Below are 18881 nucleotides of genomic sequence, written 5' to 3' on the forward strand. Positions count from 1 at the left end.
GCAACGCTGCTACAGCGTTTCCATGGATTCGGAAGGAGATCAACATGCGCTATTCAACTATACGTTTCTCAACACCGCTTACCGCTATTGCCGCCTCGCTGCTGCTCGCCACCTCAGCGGCACAAGCCAATGAAACGCTTGATGTCGAGATGCATAAAGTCAGCACCGAGGGTAATGAAGAGTCAATCGGTACCGTATCCCTTGAACATACGGATCACGGCTTACTGCTGACACCTTCATTGACGGGCCTTGAGCCTGGGGTCTACGGTTTTCATGTTCACCAGAATGCCAGCTGTGATTCCGCCGAGAATGACAGTGGCGAGATGACCGCAGCACTGTCGGCTGGCGGACACTATGACCCTGAAGAAACCGGCACTCACCAAGGCCCCTATGGAGAAGGTCATTTAGGCGATCTACCGGTGCTAACCGTTAATGAAGATGGCGAAGCCAATCTCCCCGTCTTGGCGCCGCGCTTGAGCATGGAAGATATGCCTGGCCGCAGCTTGATGATTCACGAAGGCGGCGACACCTACAAAGATGAACCCCACCTGGGCGGCGGCGGCACCCGAATGGCTTGCGGCGTCGTAGAGTCTTAAGCTTTACCGTTGTTGTTAATCGACAAAATGGGCAGCCTCTCGGCTGTCCTTTTTTTTGCTTACGGCCCACTAAAGTCTAGCTGTGATTTTATAGTGGTTATCTGTACATTCAGCTCTGCTAAAGAAGTGCCTGCTTGCATGCTCACCGACATGCTCGCCCATCCCCCTCACTGCTCTAGGTACCTTAGATGATCACCTTTATCGTATCGATCCTGCTGCTGATAGCGGGCTACTTTACCTATGGGAAATTCGTTGAGCGTGTGTTTGTCACTGACCGCAAGCGTCAAACGCCCGCTTTCAGCATGCGCGACAACATCGACTATGTGCCGATGAACACTACGCGCAATTCACTCATTCAGTTATTAAACATTGCCGGTGTCGGCCCTATTTTTGGCCCGATTCTCGGCGCTCTGTATGGGCCAGTGGCGTTTGTGTGGATTGTGATTGGCTGTATCTTTGCCGGTGCTGTTCACGATTACCTGACCGGCATGATCTCGATCCGCAACCACGGCGCTCACCTGCCGCAACTGGCCGGCAAGTTCCTGGGTAAAGCGATGAAGCATGTGGTCAATGGTTTCGCGATTCTGCTGCTGCTTTTAGTCGGTACGGTATTCGTCACCTCGCCTGCGGCGCTGCTGGCCAATATGACCTCGCTGTCGTTAACGCTGATCATCGTCGCTATCTTTATTTATTACTTGATTGCCACCCTGCTGCCGATTGATAAGGTCATTGGCCGTATCTACCCCTATTTTGGCGCCCTGCTGCTGTTCAGCGCGGCGGGTATCGGTATCGGCTTGATCATCACGGGCGCTCCGATTCCTGAGCTCTCGTTCCAGAACATGCACCCTGACGCCGCACCGATTTTCCCGCTGCTGTTTTTAACCATCTCCTGCGGCGCGCTTTCAGGTTTTCATGCCACCCAAACGCCGATTATTTCGCGCACCACCCAAAACGAAACCAATGGTCGCAAAATTTTCTACGGCATGATGATCACCGAAGGCATTATCGCGATGATCTGGGCGGCCGCCGCCATGAGCCTGTTCTATGGCGACCAGTCGCTTTCCGATGTGCTGGCGGCCGGTGGCCCTGCTGCGGTGGTCAGCGAAGTTTCTACCACCATGCTCGGCGCTATAGGCGGCACCCTGGCGGTACTCGGCGTTATTGTGCTGCCGATCACCTCGGGCGATACCGCTTTCCGCAGCGCGCGGATGATCATCGCCGACTACATTAAGATCGATCAAAAGCCGATTATGAAGCGCGTCATGGTCGCTCTACCGCTGTTTGTGGTGTCTTACGCGTTAACGCACATGGACTTCACACTGCTGTGGCGCTACTTCTCCTGGGCGAACCAAACCACCGCCGTGATCGCGCTGTGGGTAGGCACCATGTACCTGGTGCTGTCGCGTAAGCCTCACTGGATTACCTCGATCCCAGCCACCTTTATGACCATGGCCACGTTTACCTACTTAGCCTACGCGCCGATCGGTTTTGGTCTACCGCTGCAGCTAAGCTATGTGGTGGCCGCGTTAGGCACACTCCTTTGCATTGCGCTGTTTATGAAGCGTGTCCGTCGCCTAAGCCGGGCAACTTTTGCTGTTGATGAGCCGGCGGTACCAAGCCAGTTTGTGGACAGCGGTGAGGCGATTGCCGCTAAATAGTTAGGCGCTCCATAACGTTACCGCCACACTTTCTTCACAGGACGCTCTTCACAAGACACTCTCCACACAAGAGTCACGCCACAAAAAAGGGCACACATCAGCCACATAACCGTGTTTGATGCGTGCCCTCGCTTTTTCTCCTATCTCTTTTATCCTACCTTTTCTCCCCTACTCCTCATGTTTATCGCTTCCATGCTGCTGCGGTATAGACGAATACAGGCAGGGACTACTCTAGCGGTATCGACCAGAAGTAGGTCTCGCCGGAACTATCGTCCACACCGTCGTTGTCGCTGACCAGCCAGGCGTTGCCATTATCGTTGACCGCCATTCCTTCAATCTTGTCCACCACAAAGCCGTTGTAGCTGGCTAGGTCGGGAATCAGGTCGCGCACTAGCTGTTTCTCGACCACCGGCAGTTCACCGCCCAGCGGGGTGGGTTGCAGGCCGTCGAGGGCAACGCGGGTCACTTGCTTAACCTTAGCCTCGGCGCCGATCTGGTTGTCGCGCTCGATCAGATACAGCCAATCGCCATGGGCAGTGATTTCGGAGAGGCCAATCCAACCCTGTTCCACGTTATCCAGCGGGTAATGAACAGCGGCCCACTCGCCACTGTCGATATCAAAACGCAGCAGCTTGACCATGCCCTCGGGGTCATCCTGCCAAGGGCGCTGCACCGCCAGCCACAGTTGATCATCAATGCGCGTGACGCCTTCTAATCCCCACTTCAATGCCTGTTGAGCGAGCGCCTCGGGCAGTGCAATTCCTTGGATAATCTCGCCGTCGGAACCCACATGATAAAGGGTGTTGGCAAGGCCTTTGTCGTTACCTTCGGAAGCGACCCAGAAGCCACCTTCACCATCGGTGGTAATGCCTTCCATATCCAGCCCTAGCGCAGGCTCACCGTTGCGGGTCACGTCCAGTGCTGCCGTAATCCGCGCCGGGGAGGCTGAGGGGTCGATGGTAAAGATGCGCGGCTGGGCGCTGTAGAAGCTGTCGTTGACCGCGTAGAGCATGTCATCAGCGGCGACCAAACCGGAAAGTGCGCCCCAGCCGATCAGTTCATCAGCGCCCGCCGAGGTCAGGGTGGGATAGACCGCTGGCGCATCCTGGTATTGATAAATCATGACATGGGCGCGGGGGCCGCCGTCTTCGCCCAGATCCCCTTCATTGGCGGTGGCTAACAGGCCACGGCTGGGAATCGCCACGGCGCCTTCGGGAGACAGGCCCGAGGGCAGTAGCTGGGTGAGCTGCGGTTCGGCCAGGTTGCTAACGTCATAAACGCCCACCAGCGAGCCGCGCTCGGAAAGCAGGAAGACATAGGGCGTACCTTCGAACACCGCAAACTCCATCCCCTCCGGCTCGCTGCCTTTGGCATCCGAACGCTTATCGGGGTAGTGACCCGCTTCAATCACCGCGCGCTCGAATGAAGTACCTGACTCGTATACCACCTCGCCACGCTTGTTGAAGATCGTCCAGCCGCGCGCGCCGCCATCCATATCGCCTTCGTTGGCAATAGCGAAGTGGTCGTTGTCGATCCACTGCAGCGCATCCGGCTCGCGCAGACGCTCGGCTTGCTGCTCGTTGAAGATCAGTGCACCGTCATCGCTGGCGTCAATGCCGTCCAGGTCGACAGTCCCGGCGCTGAAATCCGCCACCACCTTACCGGCGTAGTCGAGCACCACCAGGTGGTTGTTCTCCTGCACGGTCACGACGGTCTCACCCAGGGTGTTGATATCGACAAACTCCGGCTCGGGATCCTCGGGGGCGATCTCGGCGAGCCCGGTTACGTCGGCGTAGAGCAGGCTGTCACAGTTAACCAGCCCTTCCGCATTGATCTTCACCAGTGCCACGGAACCGCCGGGCATCTGCGGTACACGTCCATCGCCCGCCTCTTCGTCGCGTTCGTTCTCAATGGCGACAGCGACAAAGCGCCCATCGGGGGCCGCAGCGGAAGCTACACTATCGGGCTGTCCGTCCAGCGGGCAGGAGGCGAGTATCTCGCCACTGGCTAAATCGACCGTGCGCAGCTCCCCGGAAGGTTCGCTGTAGGAAACCGATGTATTCACTCCGACATAGGCCATATTGCCGAGCACCGATACGGCCGTAGGCTCGCCGTCCATAACGATATTACCCAGCGGTTGCGGATTAGCCGGGTCGCTGATATCGATGCGCCCAATCACGCCCAGCGGGCTATCGGTATACACCAGCGTCATGCCATCACCGGAAGCAGCAATGATTTCAGGCGCGGTCTCGCGTGTACGATCCTCGCCCTCGGCCATGTTATCGGGAACCGCGAAACTGGCGATGCGGTTGAAATGTTGATCTGCCGCGCCTGCCGCTTGCGTGGCGGCCAGCACAGCAGCCAGCGCCAACAGGGTTGGTCTGCGTTTGAGTATCATGATGGAGTTAATCCCTTGCCTAAGCTTAAGAAACGACTGATTAAGTTATTAAACTTGCTATGTCCGATTAACCATCCAACATCATAACGATGTCAGGCTTATGACACTCACTGGCTAAGTTAGCGCCGTTGGCTATCGGCACACCTCAGCGCGAAATCCAAGTTGCCGCAAAAATGTTAGATGGGTAAGTAGTGAAGGAACGCATAGGGGAAAAGGGAAGCAGGAAAATCGATAGGTTAAAGGAGACCTTAGAACGAAAGCAGCCAGTCAGTTAGCCCTGACTGGCTGCTTTTTAGCTAGTTTTGGTTGCTAGCTTACTTCTATACATACGCGACATACGCGCGATAGCGTTTTACTCGTCGCCTGCCATCTGCATTTGGCGTTGCATGTAATTCTGAATACCCACCTTGTCGATCAAACCAAGTTCCGTTTCGATGTGATCGATATGGTCTTCTTCGTCGGCGAGCAGATCGCGGAGCATGTCGCGGGTAACGTAATCTTTAACGCTTTCACAATAGGTGATGGCTTCGATGTAGTCGTTGCGGCCATCGTGCTCAATTTTTAGATCGCTTTCGAGCATTTCTTTGACGTTTTCGCCAATGTGCAGCTTGCCCAGGTCTTGCAGGTTGGGAATACCTTCCAGGAATAGGATACGCTCGATGATCTTGTCAGCGTGCTGCATCTCTTCGATGGACTCATCGTATTCCCACTTGGCGAGTGCTTTTAGGCCCCAGTCTTTGTACATCTTGGCGTGCAAAAAGTACTGATTGATCGCAACCAGTTCGTTGCCGAGCGCCTTATTGAGATGCTCAATAACTTTCGTATCACCTTTCATGACGTCACCTTTTCTACTGTAATGCTGATGTTTAATCTAGTTTAGACAATACGATCAAGCAGTTACGTTTGGAGAAGAGTATAGGCGCAAATAGCTATACCCCCAGCGTTTCTGAGAGTATAGATAAGATGATTAAAAGTTCAAGCAAATCAGTTATTTGCTAAAGATAACCCTAACAATAGTGATTCGCGTCACACGGCGTAGGCAAGGCCCATATCGGCTTCTTGACGTGCTTCCTGAACGGCATCGCGGGTAATTGATTTAGCGTAGCACGCGCACTTACCGCACTGCGTTGCGCAGCCGGTTGCCTCGCGTACTTCTCGCCAGCTGCGCGCTCCGTCGCTAACGTGCTGGCGAATCTGATGATCGGTTACTCCCTTGCACACGCAAACGTACATGGCGACACCTCATAAAAATCATGAGATGAATGTAAATGATTCGCATACATCTTATCAAGTAGAAATGACTGCTTTTTGCTATCCATTCGTCTTAATAAGCAAGAGCAGCAAAATAACGTACTGGCGTAAAAGCACTTTTTGCCCCATACCAGCTGAAATTATTTTTTCGGCAAAACCACCGTTTGCGTGTTGGAAGCAATATCCGGCCAGCTACGCCGCTGTTTATCGAACAGCACCCATAAGTAGCCCAAACCAAACGCCAGCAGCGAGAGCCACGCCACCGCGCAGCGGATGAGGCATTGCTTCAAGTTCAGTGAATACCCGTCTACCGTTTGCACCCGTAATCGCCATGCCTGCATACCCAAGGTCATACCACCGCGCGACCAGGAGAAAACAAAAAACAGCGTGACAAAAAACACCAGCAAGAGCTGCAAACTCAAAACATCGCTGGCCGTAGTGCCAATCTCTTCGGGCTGTTGACCCAGCACATAGCGGAAAAACAGCATATGCACGACGGTCACCGCAATCCAAATCGCGGTGACCAAAAAGCCGTCATACAGCATGGCGCCCAGTCGTCGGCCAAGACCGGCTGGCCATACGCTGTCCAACTGAGTAAAGCGTCGTGTTTGCATAGTTCTCTTCGTGGTTGCTGGCTGTTTCTGGACGATACGAGGCTGTGATGGCTACTATTGCGGCATTAACCATTGCGACGTAGAAAGTAGATCCCGACCCCAGCGCAGGCCAGAGTCGGCACCAGTACGGCCCAGACGGGTGAAAAGCCAAATATCGTCGAGGCGGGCGCCAGTAGATCCTGAACGTACTTAAAGCTCAGCCCAGTGACAACGCCATAAAACACCCGAGTACCAGCGGCCACGGTGCGCAGCGGGCCAAATACAAAGGAGGCGGCAATCAGCACCAGCGACCCCATGGTGAGCGGCATCAGCATCTTCTGCCAAAAATACAGCAGTGCCTGATCATTCTGCAGGTTCTGCTCTTCAAGGAACTGGGCATAGGCCCAAAGCTCGCTGGGCGCCTGACTCTCAATATCGCGCAGCAGCCTCTCTAGCTGGGTGGGGGTGAAAGAGGTGTCCCAACCCATGCTTGCCATCTGCTCAGACTCGGTGTGATCGTCAAAAATACGCGTGGTAGCGACGTTTTCCAAACGCCAGGCATCGTTTTCCCAGTGTGCGCGCTGAGCGTAAGTGGCTTCGACCAGTTGGCGGTCATCAAAGCGATAGCGGGTTAAATCGAGCACGACGTTATCCGCGCGAATTGCCCCAAAACGGTAGACGCTGTCACCCTCTATCTGCCAGCCGCTGCGACTGGTCAACACAGCGCCTTCACCCTGGAGTTTTTCCAGCCGCCACGCCTCGGCATACTGCTCGGTGCGTGGGCTAACGTATTCGGCAACTAACAGCACCACGACCACGACCACCAGCACGGGTTTCATCACCCCCCATACAATGCGCGCCAGAGAACGCCCAGCGGCGCGCATAACGGTAAGCTCATTGCTGGAAGCCATGCTGCCTAAGCCAATCAGCGCGCCAATTAATACGGCTACCGGGGCGTACTGATAGAATCGCCAAGGCGTGCGCATTAGCAGGTAAAGCAGCGCATCGAAGGCGGTATAGCCCGCCTGCACATCGCCTAAATCATCGATATAAGCGATGGTAATATCCAACCCCAGCAGCACGAACTGAACGACGATAATGGCCGCCAGCACGTTGCGGGCGATATAACGATCAAGACGGTCAAGCACCATTATCGCATCCCCTTGCGTTGCGAGCGCCATAGCAATAATAGGCCCAGCCCTAAAAACAGCCCATGGACTGGCCACACGCCCAGCGTGGTGGACCAAGTGCCACTGCCAATCGCATCGACAACCGCGAGCAGCAGACTAAGATAGGCGACGTATAAAAATACCGCGGGCAGCAGTTTGCCAAAGCGCCCCTGGCGGGGATTAACCCGGGAAAGCGGCTGCGCCATCAAGGCCAGCACAAACACCATAAGCGGGAGCCCTGCCCGCCACTGCCACTGGGCTTGGGCACGGGGGCTTGGATTACTCCATAGCGCAGGCGTAGTGGCGTACTCCAGTGAATCCAGTTCCTGCCGGTCGCGATTCAGCCCTAGTCGCAATGTATAACGCTCAAACGTTAGCCGCTCGGCGCTCTTATCGCCCGGCGTCACCCCGTAGCGCTCACCGTCATCCAACACCAGAAAACGGCTACCCGTTTCGAGGCGGGTTTCCTGATAGCCCGATGCCGCCCGGGTAACGTAGTCGTGAGTACCTTCGTCGCCTTGTTGGTTCTGCTCGTGCACCAGCACATCCTGCATTTCCGTTCCGTCGCTTGAGAAGCTGCCGATGTAAGCGGTACGGCCACCGCCGAACTCTTGAAAGCGCCCCGGCGCCAACACGGAAACATCCAGGCGACTGCGCTGTTCTTCCAGCACGGTCTCGGTTTGCAGCGCCCCAAAAGGCGTTAGCCACAGGCTGCAGACACCGACCAGTACCGCGACGACGCTGGCGGGCAGCAAAGTCACTTTCAACAATCGCGTGGGACTCATCCCACAGGCGACCATCACGGTGATTTCGCTGTTCATATAGAGCTGCCCGTAGGCGAGCAGGATGCCTAGAAAAAACGACAGCGGTAGAATCAGTTCCATAAAGCCAGGCAGGTGAAACATCATCAGGCTACCTAGCATGGTGACGGGAATATCGCCCTCCGCCGCGTCCGAAAAATAGCGGATAAAGCGGCTGCCCATAATCACCAGCAGTAGAATGCCAGCGACTGCCGACATGGTGAGTAACACTTCGCGAGTTAGATATCGAAATAAAATCAACGCGCTCTCCGGCTAGTCGTGCAGGATGCCATGCAATAAGCGTATGGCTTGGGTACACTAATCAAACTATTTTCAGTCCCTTTTCAAAATCAAAAGCAACGGGGCATTATCCCGAATCCCTCGATGCTTGTCTTGTTGGAGACGTCATGGAATTTTCCGTTCAGACCGCGAACCCAGCCAAAGCTGAAACACCCTGCCTTTTGGTGCCGGTTTATAAAGGTGGTGACTTCCTGCCCACCGTTGCCAAACTGGACGACGCCAGCGAGCGCCTGATTGGCCAATTGCTCGAACGCGGCGACTTTGACGCAGCACTGGGCAACGTGCAACTGGTACCCTTTGCGCCAGGCCTGGGGGCCGAACGCATTTTGCTGGTGGGCTTGGGAGAGCGCGAAAAATGCCAGGAAGCGGCCTTCATCAAGGCGCTGGATGCGGCCATGACAGCGCTAGTGAAACTGCCTATCGACGAAGCCAGCGTAGTATTTGGCGATGTTCCGTTGACTGACCGCGATGCGGCCTGGAAAGCGCGCAAGGTAATGGAAGCTGCGGAGCGGGCTATCTATCGCTTTGATCAGTTCAAATCCTCGCCCGCGCCAGCCCCCAGCCTTGCCAAGCTGACGTTAATTATCACCGATGCCGACTCTGTCCCGCAGGTTAAGCAGGGTGCGTTAGTGGGCAACGCTATTGGCCAAGGCATCAACTACACCCGCACGCTGGGCAACCTGCCCGGCAACGCCTGTACGCCCAGCTATTTAGCCGAGCAGGCAGAGCAGTTGGGTCGCGACTCACAAGGCGCGCTCGAGGTCGATATTCTCGATGAAGAAGCGCTGGAAGCCCTGGGTGCAGGCTCGCTACTATCCGTAGGCCGCGGCAGCAAAGAGCCGACACGCCTGATCGTTATGAAGTACCAGGGCGCCGAAGAAAGCGAAGAAGCACCCCATGTATTGGTAGGCAAAGGCATTACTTTTGATACCGGCGGTATTTCGCTCAAGCCCGGCGAAAGCATGGACGAAATGAAGTTCGATATGTGCGGCGCCGCCTGCGTGTTCGGCACCGTCAAAGCGGTATTGGCGATTAAACCCAAGCTCAACCTGGTATTTATTGTTGCCGCCGCGGAAAACATGCCAGATGGCAATGCCACCAAGCCCGGCGACATCATCAAAACCCTCAAAGGTTTGACCGTCGAAGTGCTTAACACCGACGCGGAAGGCCGCCTGGTGCTGTGCGATGCACTCACCTACGCCGAGCGCTTTACTCCCGCCAGTGTAGTGGATATCGCCACTCTCACCGGCGCCGTGATTATTGGCCTGGGCCACCACGCCACCGGCCTGCTCTCCAACGACGATGACTTGGCACTGGATCTGCTGGATGCGGGCGAAGCCGCCTGGGATCGCGCCTGGCACTTGCCGCTGTGGGATGAGTATCAAGAGCAGCTCGAGTCCAACTTTGCCGACCTGGCCAATATTGGTGGCCGCCCCGCGGGCACGATTACCGCTGCGTGCTTCTTGTCACGCTTTGCCGACCACTTCCCCTGGGCGCACCTGGATATCGCCGGCACCGCCTGGCACTCTGGCAAGCAGAAAGGCGCCACCGGTCGGCCCGTTGGGCTGTTAACTCAGTACCTGCTTGACCGTGAAGCAGACGCCCAAGTAGAAAATAGCGACGTCTAACAACACAATCAGGCAATCAACGGTTGCCTTTATTTGACGCAACCGTTACACCTAAACCCATTAGCGTGTGCCTTATCTCAAGGCACACGCTACGCCCACTTTAACGCTTATATTACGACGCCTATATTTGCCCTTCAGGGCTTGGATCAAGTAGAGAGAACATGCCGTGCCCACTAACTTTGAGATTTTGCCATCCAACCAGCCGATAGCCGATGAGATCCGTGACAGCATTCTCAAAAACCCCGGCTTTGGCAAACACTTTACCGATCACATGGCCCATGTGCGCTGGACCGTCGACGCCGACTGGCACGGCCACCAAGTGCGCCCTTACGGCCCGCTAACCCTCGACCCGGCTGCTTCTGTACTGCATTACGGTCAGGAGATTTTTGAGGGCATCAAAGCTTATCGCCACGCCGACGGCTCTATCTGGACATTCCGCCCAGAGAAAAACGCCGAGCGCTTCCGCCGCAGTGCCCGTCGTTTAGCGCTGCCGGAGCTGTCCGATGAAGACTTTATCGGCTCGCTGAAAGCGCTATTAGCGCAAGATCACGCCTGGGTGCCCACGCCTGCCAGCGCATCTGACGAGTGCAGCCTCTACCTGCGTCCGTTTATGATCGCCTCGGAAGCCTTCTTGGGCGTACGCCCCGCCCACGAGGTCGACTACTACGTCATCGCCTCCCCCGCGGCGGCGTACTTTAAAGGCGGCGTTGCGCCGGTGTCGATCTGGCTCTCCTCGAACTACAAGCGCGCTGCCGCAGGCGGTACTGGCTTTGCCAAGTGCGGCGGTAACTACGCCGCCTCATTAGCCGCGCAGAAAGAGGCCGAAGCCCACCAGTGTGGCCAGGTCGCATTTCTTGATGCTGCTGAAAACAAGTGGGTGGAAGAGTTGGGCGGCATGAACCTGTTCTTTGTCTTCAAAGATGGCCGTTTGGTGACGCCGCGCCTGACCGACACCATTTTGGAAGGCGTCACGCGCAACTCGGTGCTCACGCTGGCCAAAGATGAAGGCCTAACGCCGGAAGAGCGCGCTATCAGCATTGACGAGTGGCGTGAAGGCGCGGCGTCTGGCGAGATCACCGAGGTATTTGCCTGCGGTACCGCCGCGGTCATCACCCCGGTGGGCGAGCTGGTCACCGAGAACGAGCGTATCAAGCTAGCTGCCGGTGGCAATAATGAGATTGCCATGCGCATTCGTACCAAGCTGCTCGACCTGCAGTATGGCCGCAGCGAAGATAAGTACGGCTGGCTAACCCAGCTGGTTTAAGCGGTTTTAAAACCAGCGCTTATCCTTTCAGCACCGCCGCATTCTTGCGGCGGTGCTGTTTGCAATCGACGTATCTGAAATCGTTTTACCTGGAACCGCTATGGCGCGCATTGATTTCTACATTCTGCCCGATACCACCTTGGAGGCGCGCTTGCAGTTCGCCTGCAAACTGGCCGAGACCATCTGGCGCAAAGGCTACCGCCTGCATCTCCACTGTGAAGACAAAGCCCTCGCCGAGCAGGCCGATAACGCGCTATGGAATTTCCGCCCGGACGCCTATTTACCCCATGCTCTAGAAGATAGCGAGATGGCTGCCAGCGTGCCGATTACGCTAGGTTGGCAGCAGTTGCCGGTGCCCACGGAAGAAACCGCGCTGCTTAATCTACACCCGGAAATACCCGAAGGCGTAGAGCGCTACGCGCGAATTGCCGAGATTATTAATCAGCACCAACAGGTGCTGGTCGCCAAACGCGCCTGCTGGCAGCGCTATAAAGAGATGGGCCATGAGGTCGTGCCGCATAAATTGGGGTAGGCACAATGCATCCAGCGCGAAGAGGCTTGACCAGACGCTGAAATTGACGCCTTTCTCCATCGCGAGCTGAAGCGAAGTAAGCCATGACGATAAGTGAACTTCTTGATATGGTCGCACGCGGCGAAGACAGCCGCCACCAGTTCAAACGCGATGCCACCAACGCGGATGGCCTTGCCGCTGAGATGGCCGCCTTTGCCAACAGTGGCGGCGGGTGGTTGTTGCTGGGCGTCAATGATGACGGCTCAATTGCAGGGCTGGATGGCGCGGCGGTACGGCGGTTGAACCAGCTACTTGGCAACGCTGCCTCCCAGCATGTACGTCCTCCCGTGCATCCGCTGACCGAGAATGTGCAGACAGATCAGGGCATTGTAATAGTGATGGAGGTGCCCGATGGGCTGGCCAAACCGTATCTTGATAATCAAGGCCGCATTTGGGTCAAGCAGGGGTCGGACAAACGGCATGTGACCTCCCGCGAAGAACTGCAGCGCATGTTCCAGCGTTCTGGGCTGGTTTACGCTGATGTAGTACCAGTAGCGGGTACTTCGGTGGAGGATATCGATGACAAGGCGTTTACTGGCTACTTCAATCGCCGCTATGGTGAGAGCAGCGAGTTCTCCGGTCTGACACGGGAGCAGTTGCTGCAGAACTTGGGCCTGGGCGATGGGCAGGAGTTGAATCTGGCGGGGCTGATGCTGTTTGGTCGCAATCCTCAGCGCTGGCGTCCGGCCTTTGAAGTGAAGGCAGTGGCCTTCCCCGGCACCGCGCTGCACGATACTCGCTACCTGGATAGCGAAGATATCAAGGGCACCCTACTGGAGCAGTTCCGTGGCGCTTTTGCCTTTATCAAGCGCAATTTGCACCATGTGCAGCACGGGCGTAGTTTCAACACCCTGGGCGAGTTGGAGATTCCCGAAACGGCGCTGGAAGAGTTGTTGGTCAATGCCTTGATTCACCGAGACTACTTCACCAGCGCTTCCGTCCGCTTGATGGTCTTTGCCGATCGTGTGGAGATTGTCAGCCCTGGCCACCTGCCGGATAGCCTGAGCGCTGAGGACATTCGCCGGGGTAAGACCATCCGCCGTAATCCTACGCTCACCGAACATGCCAGCCATATCTTACCCTATCGCGGTATGGGCAGTGGCATTCCACGAGCGCTTGAGGCATGGCCAAAGATTGACTTGCTTAATGACCCTTCAGGCAATCAATTCAGTGCAATCGCTTGGCGGCCAGAGGCGGAGTGGACGGATGATACCCCACCAGTCACCGGGGAAGTCACCGGGGAAGTCACCGGGGAAGTCACCGGGGAAGTCACCGGGGAAGTCACACGACTACTCGCGGTCTTGCAAGGCGAAATGAAGCGCTCAGATATACAAGCAGCGCTTGGGTTGAAGCATGAAGACCACTTTCGGGAATCCTATCTGCGTCCGGCATTAAAGGTCGGCGCTATTGAAATGACAATTCCAGACAAGCCACGCAGCAGCCGTCAGAAGTACCGTCTGACAGCAGCCGGGCAGAAATGGGTAGCCACTCAAGGAAGACAACATTGATATGGGCAAACCAACCTGAAAAGAGGGAAGACTGGTCAAGGTCAATGCCCTGAGAATTGATTGATTCGATCCGTCAAGGTGCCAGCGAAGGCGAGCTCCCCTCGGCAGCGTGAGTTCTGCTCTGAGCGTGCCGTCTGGAGCGGTGGCCGCTAACCAACTTCAGCAACGCATCCAGTCAATGCTGTTCGAACATACCAACATCTCGAAGAAGCCCGAGAAAATCATCAGCCACAAACACGTGACCCCGCACTTGGCGGGGTCATCAACGGAAGTCGGCAATCGCTGTCAGTGCGTCCCAGGCGTCTTTGCCTTAGCCCCCCTGTTGCTGCATCTGCTCCTGCATCTGTTGTTGCATTTGCTGCTGCTGTTGAGCCACGGCCTCATCCAGTTGATCGCGCTGCTCCTGAGTGAAAACGCCTTCGATCTGAGACTGTATGATAATGCTATCCGCGGTCATCTCGGCCGTTAGGTCACCAAGACGCTCTGCATCTGCCCGAATGGCGGCTTCGTCATAATCAGTCTGAACGTGCTCACTGAGTTGCTGTTGCAACTGCTGGGCTTCCTGCTCATTGGCACCAACGTCGTCTTGCATCTGGGTCAAAAGGTTGCTGAGTTCTTCCTTCTGCCCATCATTCAGATCGACCATTTCGTCAAGTTGATCAACTTGGTCATCGACACTGGGAGTGCTACCAGCCATTTGCTGGGCCATGGCGGGAACACTGAATGCCAGTGCTGCAACGGCTGGAAGGAAAAGCTTGGCTACGTGCATAAAAACTCCAATTGCGAACAAATTTGTACTTCCTGCCCGACGAATCCTGACGGGTCTTGTGATCCGACACTGCTGTTTTTAAAAAATTCGTCGTAACGGTAAATTGTTGATTACCATTAGCGGGCTCTGGCCGCGCCCTTTGCCCTCATGGAGACGTAAACGTGTTCACGCGCTACCCGCTTGTTACGATTGTCATCGCCCAGCTGTTCGGCACCTCGCTATGGTTTAGCGTTAATGGCGTTGGCTTGGCGCTTCAGGAGGCCGTCGGCCTCAGCGAAAGCGATTTGGGTCTGCTCACCATCGCCGTTCAGGCAGGGTTTATTACCGGCACGCTGCTGATCGCAACCACTGGTCTTGCCGACCGAATTCGTGCCAGCCACCTGTTTGCGATTTCTGCCGTTCTCGGCGCACTGATCAACGCCGCCTTTATCGGCGCGGCTGAGAGCGTGACGCTCGCCGCTGTTGCGCGCTTTGCGACCGGGCTTTCCCTGGCGGGGATTTATCCGCTAGGCATGAAGCTGGTGGTGAGCTGGACACCCAGCCACGCCGGCGCCGCGCTGGGTTGGCTGGTGGGCATGCTGACCCTGGGCATTGCCTCGCCGCACCTGCTGCGCGGTTTAACGCTGCATTTACCCTGGCAGTGGCCGCTGCTGCTGGCGTCACTGCTGGCGCTGGCCGCTGCGCTAATGATTTTCAAGCTGGGCGTTGGCCCCCACCTGCCAGCCATCGCCAAAAGCGGCCGCCCCTGGGCAGGCCTGGCCGCTTTCAAACAGCCCCGCTTTCGTGCCGCCGCACTGGGTTATTTCGGCCACTGCTGGGAGCTTTACGCCCTTTGGGCGCTGGTGCCGTTTCTGGTCGCCCGGGAACTGGAGCGCTTGGGTGCTGCAAACAGCGCTCAACCGTGGCTAAGTTTTGCGGTGATCGCGTTGGGCTTACCGGGCTGCGTGCTGGCAGGCAAATGGAGCCGACAGATTGGCAGTGCCCGAGTGGCCTGCGTGGCATTGGCTACCTCCGGTGCGCTCTGTTTGGTTTATCCCCTGTTGGGCAGCGCCTCGCCCTGGCTGCTGCTGGTGCTTCTCGGCGTATGGGGCGTTAGCGTTATTGCCGACTCCGCGCAGTTCTCTGCGCTGGCCAGCGCCACGGCTCCACCCGAGCGGCTAGGAGCAGCGCTGGCGATGATGAATGCGATCGGCTTTGGGCTGACCATTCCTTCCATTGCACTGGTCACAGCGCTGTGGTCGAGCCAGTCGCTGGCTGTCATTTGGTGGCTATTGCCGGGCCCCATCCTCGGGCTAATCGCCATGCGCGGATTTTCTGCCCATAAACAGCTCTCATAAACACATCACATACGTACTGTGCACCCACAATAGAGCGTGAGTAGCCCCTGACGACCACTGCCCTTACGCGGTATACTCACGCCCATTAAATTATGCATTTATGCATTTATGCATTTGCGCATTTATGCGTTTATACATTTTTGCACATTTCTCGCCAGCCGTGAGCCAACTCTCCATGGAAAAGACCTACCAACCCGAACAGATCGAAACCCGCTGGTACGAGCGCTGGGAAGCCGACAACCGTTTCGCCCCCTCCGGCCAGGGCACGCCTTTTTCGATCATGATTCCACCGCCCAATGTGACCGGCAGCCTGCACATGGGCCACGCGTTCCAGGACACCATTATGGATACCCTGACGCGCTGGAAACGGATGCAGGGCAATAACACCCTGTGGCAGGTAGGCACCGACCACGCCGGTATCGCGACGCAGATGCTGGTGGAGCGCAAGATTGCGGCTGAAGAGGGCAAGACCCGACACGACCTTGGTCGCGATGCGTTTATCGACAAAGTGTGGGAGTGGAAACACGAGTCCGGCGGCCATATTACCCGCCAGTTGCGCCGCATGGGCGCTAGCGTCGACTGGTCTCGCGAACGCTTCACCATGGACGACGGCTTCTACAAGGCGGTACAAGAAGTGTTTGTGCGCCTGCACGAAGAGAAGTTGATCTATCGTGGCAAGCGCCTGGTCAACTGGGATCCGACACTGCACACCGCCATTTCTGACCTGGAAGTGGAGAACAAAGAGCAGCAGGGCAGCTTCTGGCATTTCCGCTACCCGCTGGCGGACGGCGTCAAAACCAACGATGGCAAGGATTACCTCGTAGTCGCCACCACCCGCCCGGAGACCCTGCTGGGCGATACCGGTGTGGCGGTGAATCCAGACGATGAGCGCTACGCCTCTCTGGTCGGCAAGTTCATTGAGCTACCGCTGGTCGGTCGCCGTATTCCGGTGGTTGCTGACGAGCACGCCGATATGGAGAAAGGTTCGGGCTGCGTCAAGATCACCCCCGCCCACGACTTCAACGACTACGAAGTCGGCAAGCGCCAGAACCACCTGCTGATAAACGTCTTCTCCAAAGACGCGGCGATCCTTGAACAGGCCGAGATCTTCGACCTGAAAGGACAGCCCCAGCCCGATGTAGACGCCACTCTGCCTGCCAAGTACGCAGGTCTCGACCGCTTTGAAGCGCGCAAGCAGATCGTTGCCGACATGGACGCCCTGGGCCTGCTAGAGCAAGTCGAAGCCGTTAACAACACCCTGCCTTATGGTGACCGTTCGGGCGATGTCATTGAGCCGCTGCTCACCGACCAGTGGTTTGTAGCCGTGGAGTCCCTCGCCAAGCCCGCCATCGAAGCGGTGGAAAATGGCGATATCCAGTTCGTGCCCAAGAACTACGAGAACATGTACTTCGCCTGGATGCGCGACCTGCAGGATTGGTGTATCTCCCGCCAGCTGTGGTGGGGCCACCGCATCCCGGCCTGGTACGACGAGGAAGGCAATGTCTACGTTGCTCGTAGCGAAGCCGAAGCTCGCGAGAAGCATGAGCTCGGCCCCGACGTAACCTTGACGCAAGATGAAGACGTACTCGATACCTGGTTCAGCTCGGGCCTGTGGACGTTCGGCACCCTCGGCTGGCCGGAACAAACCCCGGAGCTGGAGACCTTCCACCCTTCCAGCGTTCTAGTGACCGGCTTTGACATCATATTCTTCTGGGTTGCCCGGATGATCATGATGACCCTGAAGTTCACCAAGCAGGTACCGTTTAAGACGGTTTACGTACACGGTTTGGTGCGCGACGGCCAAGGGCAGAAGATGTCCAAATCCAAGGGCAACGTACTCGACCCCATCGACCTGATCGACGGCATCACGCTGGATGAACTGCTCGAAAAGCGCACCGGCAATATGATGCAGCCGAAACAGGCCAAGGCGATTGCCAAAGCGACCAAGGACGAGTTCAAAGACGGTATTGAAGCCCACGGCACCGATGCGCTGCGCTTTACGTTCCTCTCCCAAGCCACCACCGGGCGTGATATCAAGTTTGATATGAGCCGCCTGGACGGCTACCGCAACTTCTGCAACAAGCTGTGGAACGCCTCGCGCTACGTGCTGATGAACGCCGAAGGCGAAGATTGCGGCACTGGTGGTGAAGAGGTTGAGCTTTCACTGGCCGACCGCTGGATTATCTCGCAGCTGCAGAAAACCGAAGCCCAGGTCACCAAGGCGATGGACGAGTACCGTTTCGACCACGCCTCCCAGGCGCTGTATGAGTTCGTCTGGAACGAGTACTGCGACTGGTACCTGGAGCTTTCCAAGCCTGTTTTGTGGGATGAAAATGCCACGGCAGAAGCCAAGCGCGGTACCCGCCGCACGCTGGTACGCGTACTCGAAGCGATTCTGCGCCTTGCTCACCCGATGATGCCTTATATTACCGAAGAGATCTGGCAGCGCGTGTCGCCGCTGGCAGGCGTGTATATGGGTGACGATGCGTCGATCATGCTGCAAGCCTGGCCAGAAGCCGACGAAAGCAAAATCGACGACCAGGCCAGCCTGGATATCGAGTGGTTGAAAGGCGTCATCATCGCCGTGCGTAACATCCGCGCCGAAATGAACATCGCCCCCGGCAAACCGCTTGACGTGCTGCTCACCAAAGGCAAGCCCGAAGACGCCGAGCGCCTGGAGAGCAACCGTCGCTTCCTTTCCAAACTCGCCAAGCTCGAAAGCGTTACCTGGCTTGAAAACCCAGACGACGCCCCGCTCTCAGCCACGCAGTTGGTGGGCGACATGGAAGTGCTGGTACCGATGGCGGATCTGATCGACAAAGACGCCGAAATCGCCCGCTTAAGCAAAGAGATTGAGAAGCAGGACAAGCTGATCGGCGGCATCGAGAAGAAGCTTAGCAACGACGGCTTTATCGCCAAAGCCCCGGTAGCGGTGGTGGATAAAGAGCGCGGCAAGCTAGCCGAATTCCAAGCCACCAAGCAGTTGCTGGAAGAGCAGCGCGCTAAAATCTCAGCGCTGTAAGTCCTCCCCCGGCGCCA

At 56.7% G+C, this 18881-nt stretch carries 15 protein-coding genes; 8 read left to right on the forward strand and 7 right to left on the reverse strand.

All coding sequences use genetic code 11. The annotated features are described in order from the left end of the window. The first annotated feature begins 44 nt into the window (after window positions 1–44). Window positions 45–596, forward strand: coding sequence for a superoxide dismutase family protein (gene sodC / locus AC4EYZ_RS08765; protein ID WP_022520147.1), 552 nt, complete (start codon window positions 45–47; stop codon window positions 594–596). Between the two features lie 188 nt (window positions 597–784). Further along, entirely contained in the window at window positions 785–2254 is a 1470-nt protein-coding gene (locus AC4EYZ_RS08770) for a carbon starvation CstA family protein (protein ID WP_009288516.1), read from the forward strand. A gap of 226 nt (window positions 2255–2480) precedes the next feature. On the opposite strand, the gene AC4EYZ_RS08775 is transcribed toward AC4EYZ_RS08770, so the two are convergent. The 6 genes from AC4EYZ_RS08775 to lptF form a co-directional block, all read right to left on the reverse strand. Further along, window positions 2481–4652: an esterase-like activity of phytase family protein gene (locus tag AC4EYZ_RS08775; RefSeq protein WP_022520148.1), complete on the reverse strand. Its 2172-nt coding sequence runs from the start codon at window positions 4650–4652 to the stop codon at window positions 2481–2483. Window positions 4653–5004: 352 nt separating this feature from the next. After that, window positions 5005–5487, reverse strand: coding sequence for a bacterioferritin (bfr, locus tag AC4EYZ_RS08780; RefSeq protein ID WP_009288515.1), 483 nt, complete (start codon window positions 5485–5487; stop codon window positions 5005–5007). Between the two features lie 191 nt (window positions 5488–5678). After that, window positions 5679–5885: a (2Fe-2S)-binding protein gene (locus tag AC4EYZ_RS08785; RefSeq protein WP_008959830.1), complete on the reverse strand. Its 207-nt coding sequence runs from the start codon at window positions 5883–5885 to the stop codon at window positions 5679–5681. A gap of 158 nt (window positions 5886–6043) precedes the next feature. After that, a complete protein-coding gene (locus tag AC4EYZ_RS08790) occupies window positions 6044–6517 on the reverse strand; it encodes an RDD family protein (RefSeq protein WP_022520149.1) in 474 nt (157 codons plus the stop codon). A 65-nt stretch (window positions 6518–6582) separates the two neighbouring features. Further along, window positions 6583–7647, reverse strand: a complete 1065-nt coding sequence (lptG, locus tag AC4EYZ_RS08795) for an LPS export ABC transporter permease LptG (RefSeq protein ID WP_053856902.1) — start codon at window positions 7645–7647, stop codon at window positions 6583–6585. Then, window positions 7647–8726 (reverse strand): LPS export ABC transporter permease LptF, encoded by a 1080-nt coding sequence (gene lptF, locus AC4EYZ_RS08800; RefSeq protein WP_022520151.1) that lies wholly within the window; start codon window positions 8724–8726, stop codon window positions 7647–7649. Before lptF ends, lptG begins: the two co-directional genes overlap by 1 nt. 146 nt (window positions 8727–8872) lie before the next feature. On the opposite strand from lptF, the gene AC4EYZ_RS08805 reads away from it, so the two are divergent. The 4 genes from AC4EYZ_RS08805 (at window position 8873) to AC4EYZ_RS08820 (ending at window position 13736) form a co-directional block, all read left to right on the forward strand. After that, on the forward strand, window positions 8873–10393 hold the full coding sequence (locus AC4EYZ_RS08805; protein ID WP_022520152.1) for a leucyl aminopeptidase: 1521 nt from the start codon (window positions 8873–8875) through the stop codon (window positions 10391–10393). 166 nt (window positions 10394–10559) lie between these two features. Beyond that, window positions 10560–11657, forward strand: a complete 1098-nt coding sequence (locus AC4EYZ_RS08810) for a branched-chain amino acid aminotransferase (protein ID WP_022520154.1) — start codon at window positions 10560–10562, stop codon at window positions 11655–11657. Window positions 11658–11757: 100 nt separating this feature from the next. Then, window positions 11758–12189: a DNA polymerase III subunit chi gene (locus AC4EYZ_RS08815; RefSeq protein WP_022520155.1), complete on the forward strand. Its 432-nt coding sequence runs from the start codon at window positions 11758–11760 to the stop codon at window positions 12187–12189. A gap of 83 nt (window positions 12190–12272) precedes the next feature. After that, the gene (locus tag AC4EYZ_RS08820) at window positions 12273–13736 is read left to right on the forward strand and encodes an RNA/DNA-binding domain-containing protein (protein ID WP_089690640.1); all 1464 of its coding nucleotides are present in this window, start codon (window positions 12273–12275) and stop codon (window positions 13734–13736) included. Window positions 13737–14046: 310 nt separating this feature from the next. Here AC4EYZ_RS08820 and AC4EYZ_RS08825 read toward each other — a convergent pair whose 3' ends face one another. Then, window positions 14047–14505: a Spy/CpxP family protein refolding chaperone gene (locus AC4EYZ_RS08825; protein WP_022520157.1), complete on the reverse strand. Its 459-nt coding sequence runs from the start codon at window positions 14503–14505 to the stop codon at window positions 14047–14049. 161 nt (window positions 14506–14666) lie between these two features. Between AC4EYZ_RS08825 and AC4EYZ_RS08830 the strand changes: the two genes are divergently transcribed. Together AC4EYZ_RS08830 and AC4EYZ_RS08835 are read left to right on the forward strand one after the other, a co-directional pair. After that, window positions 14667–15842, forward strand: coding sequence for an MFS transporter (locus AC4EYZ_RS08830; RefSeq protein ID WP_474192258.1), 1176 nt, complete (start codon window positions 14667–14669; stop codon window positions 15840–15842). Window positions 15843–16017: 175 nt separating this feature from the next. Further along, window positions 16018–18864 carry a valine--tRNA ligase gene (locus AC4EYZ_RS08835; protein WP_022520159.1) on the forward strand — a complete coding sequence of 949 codons (2847 nt, stop codon included), beginning with the start codon at window positions 16018–16020 and terminating at the stop codon, window positions 18862–18864. Window positions 18865–18881: the final 17 nt, after the last annotated feature.

Source organism: Vreelandella sp. 162(4c) (assembly GCF_058152265.1).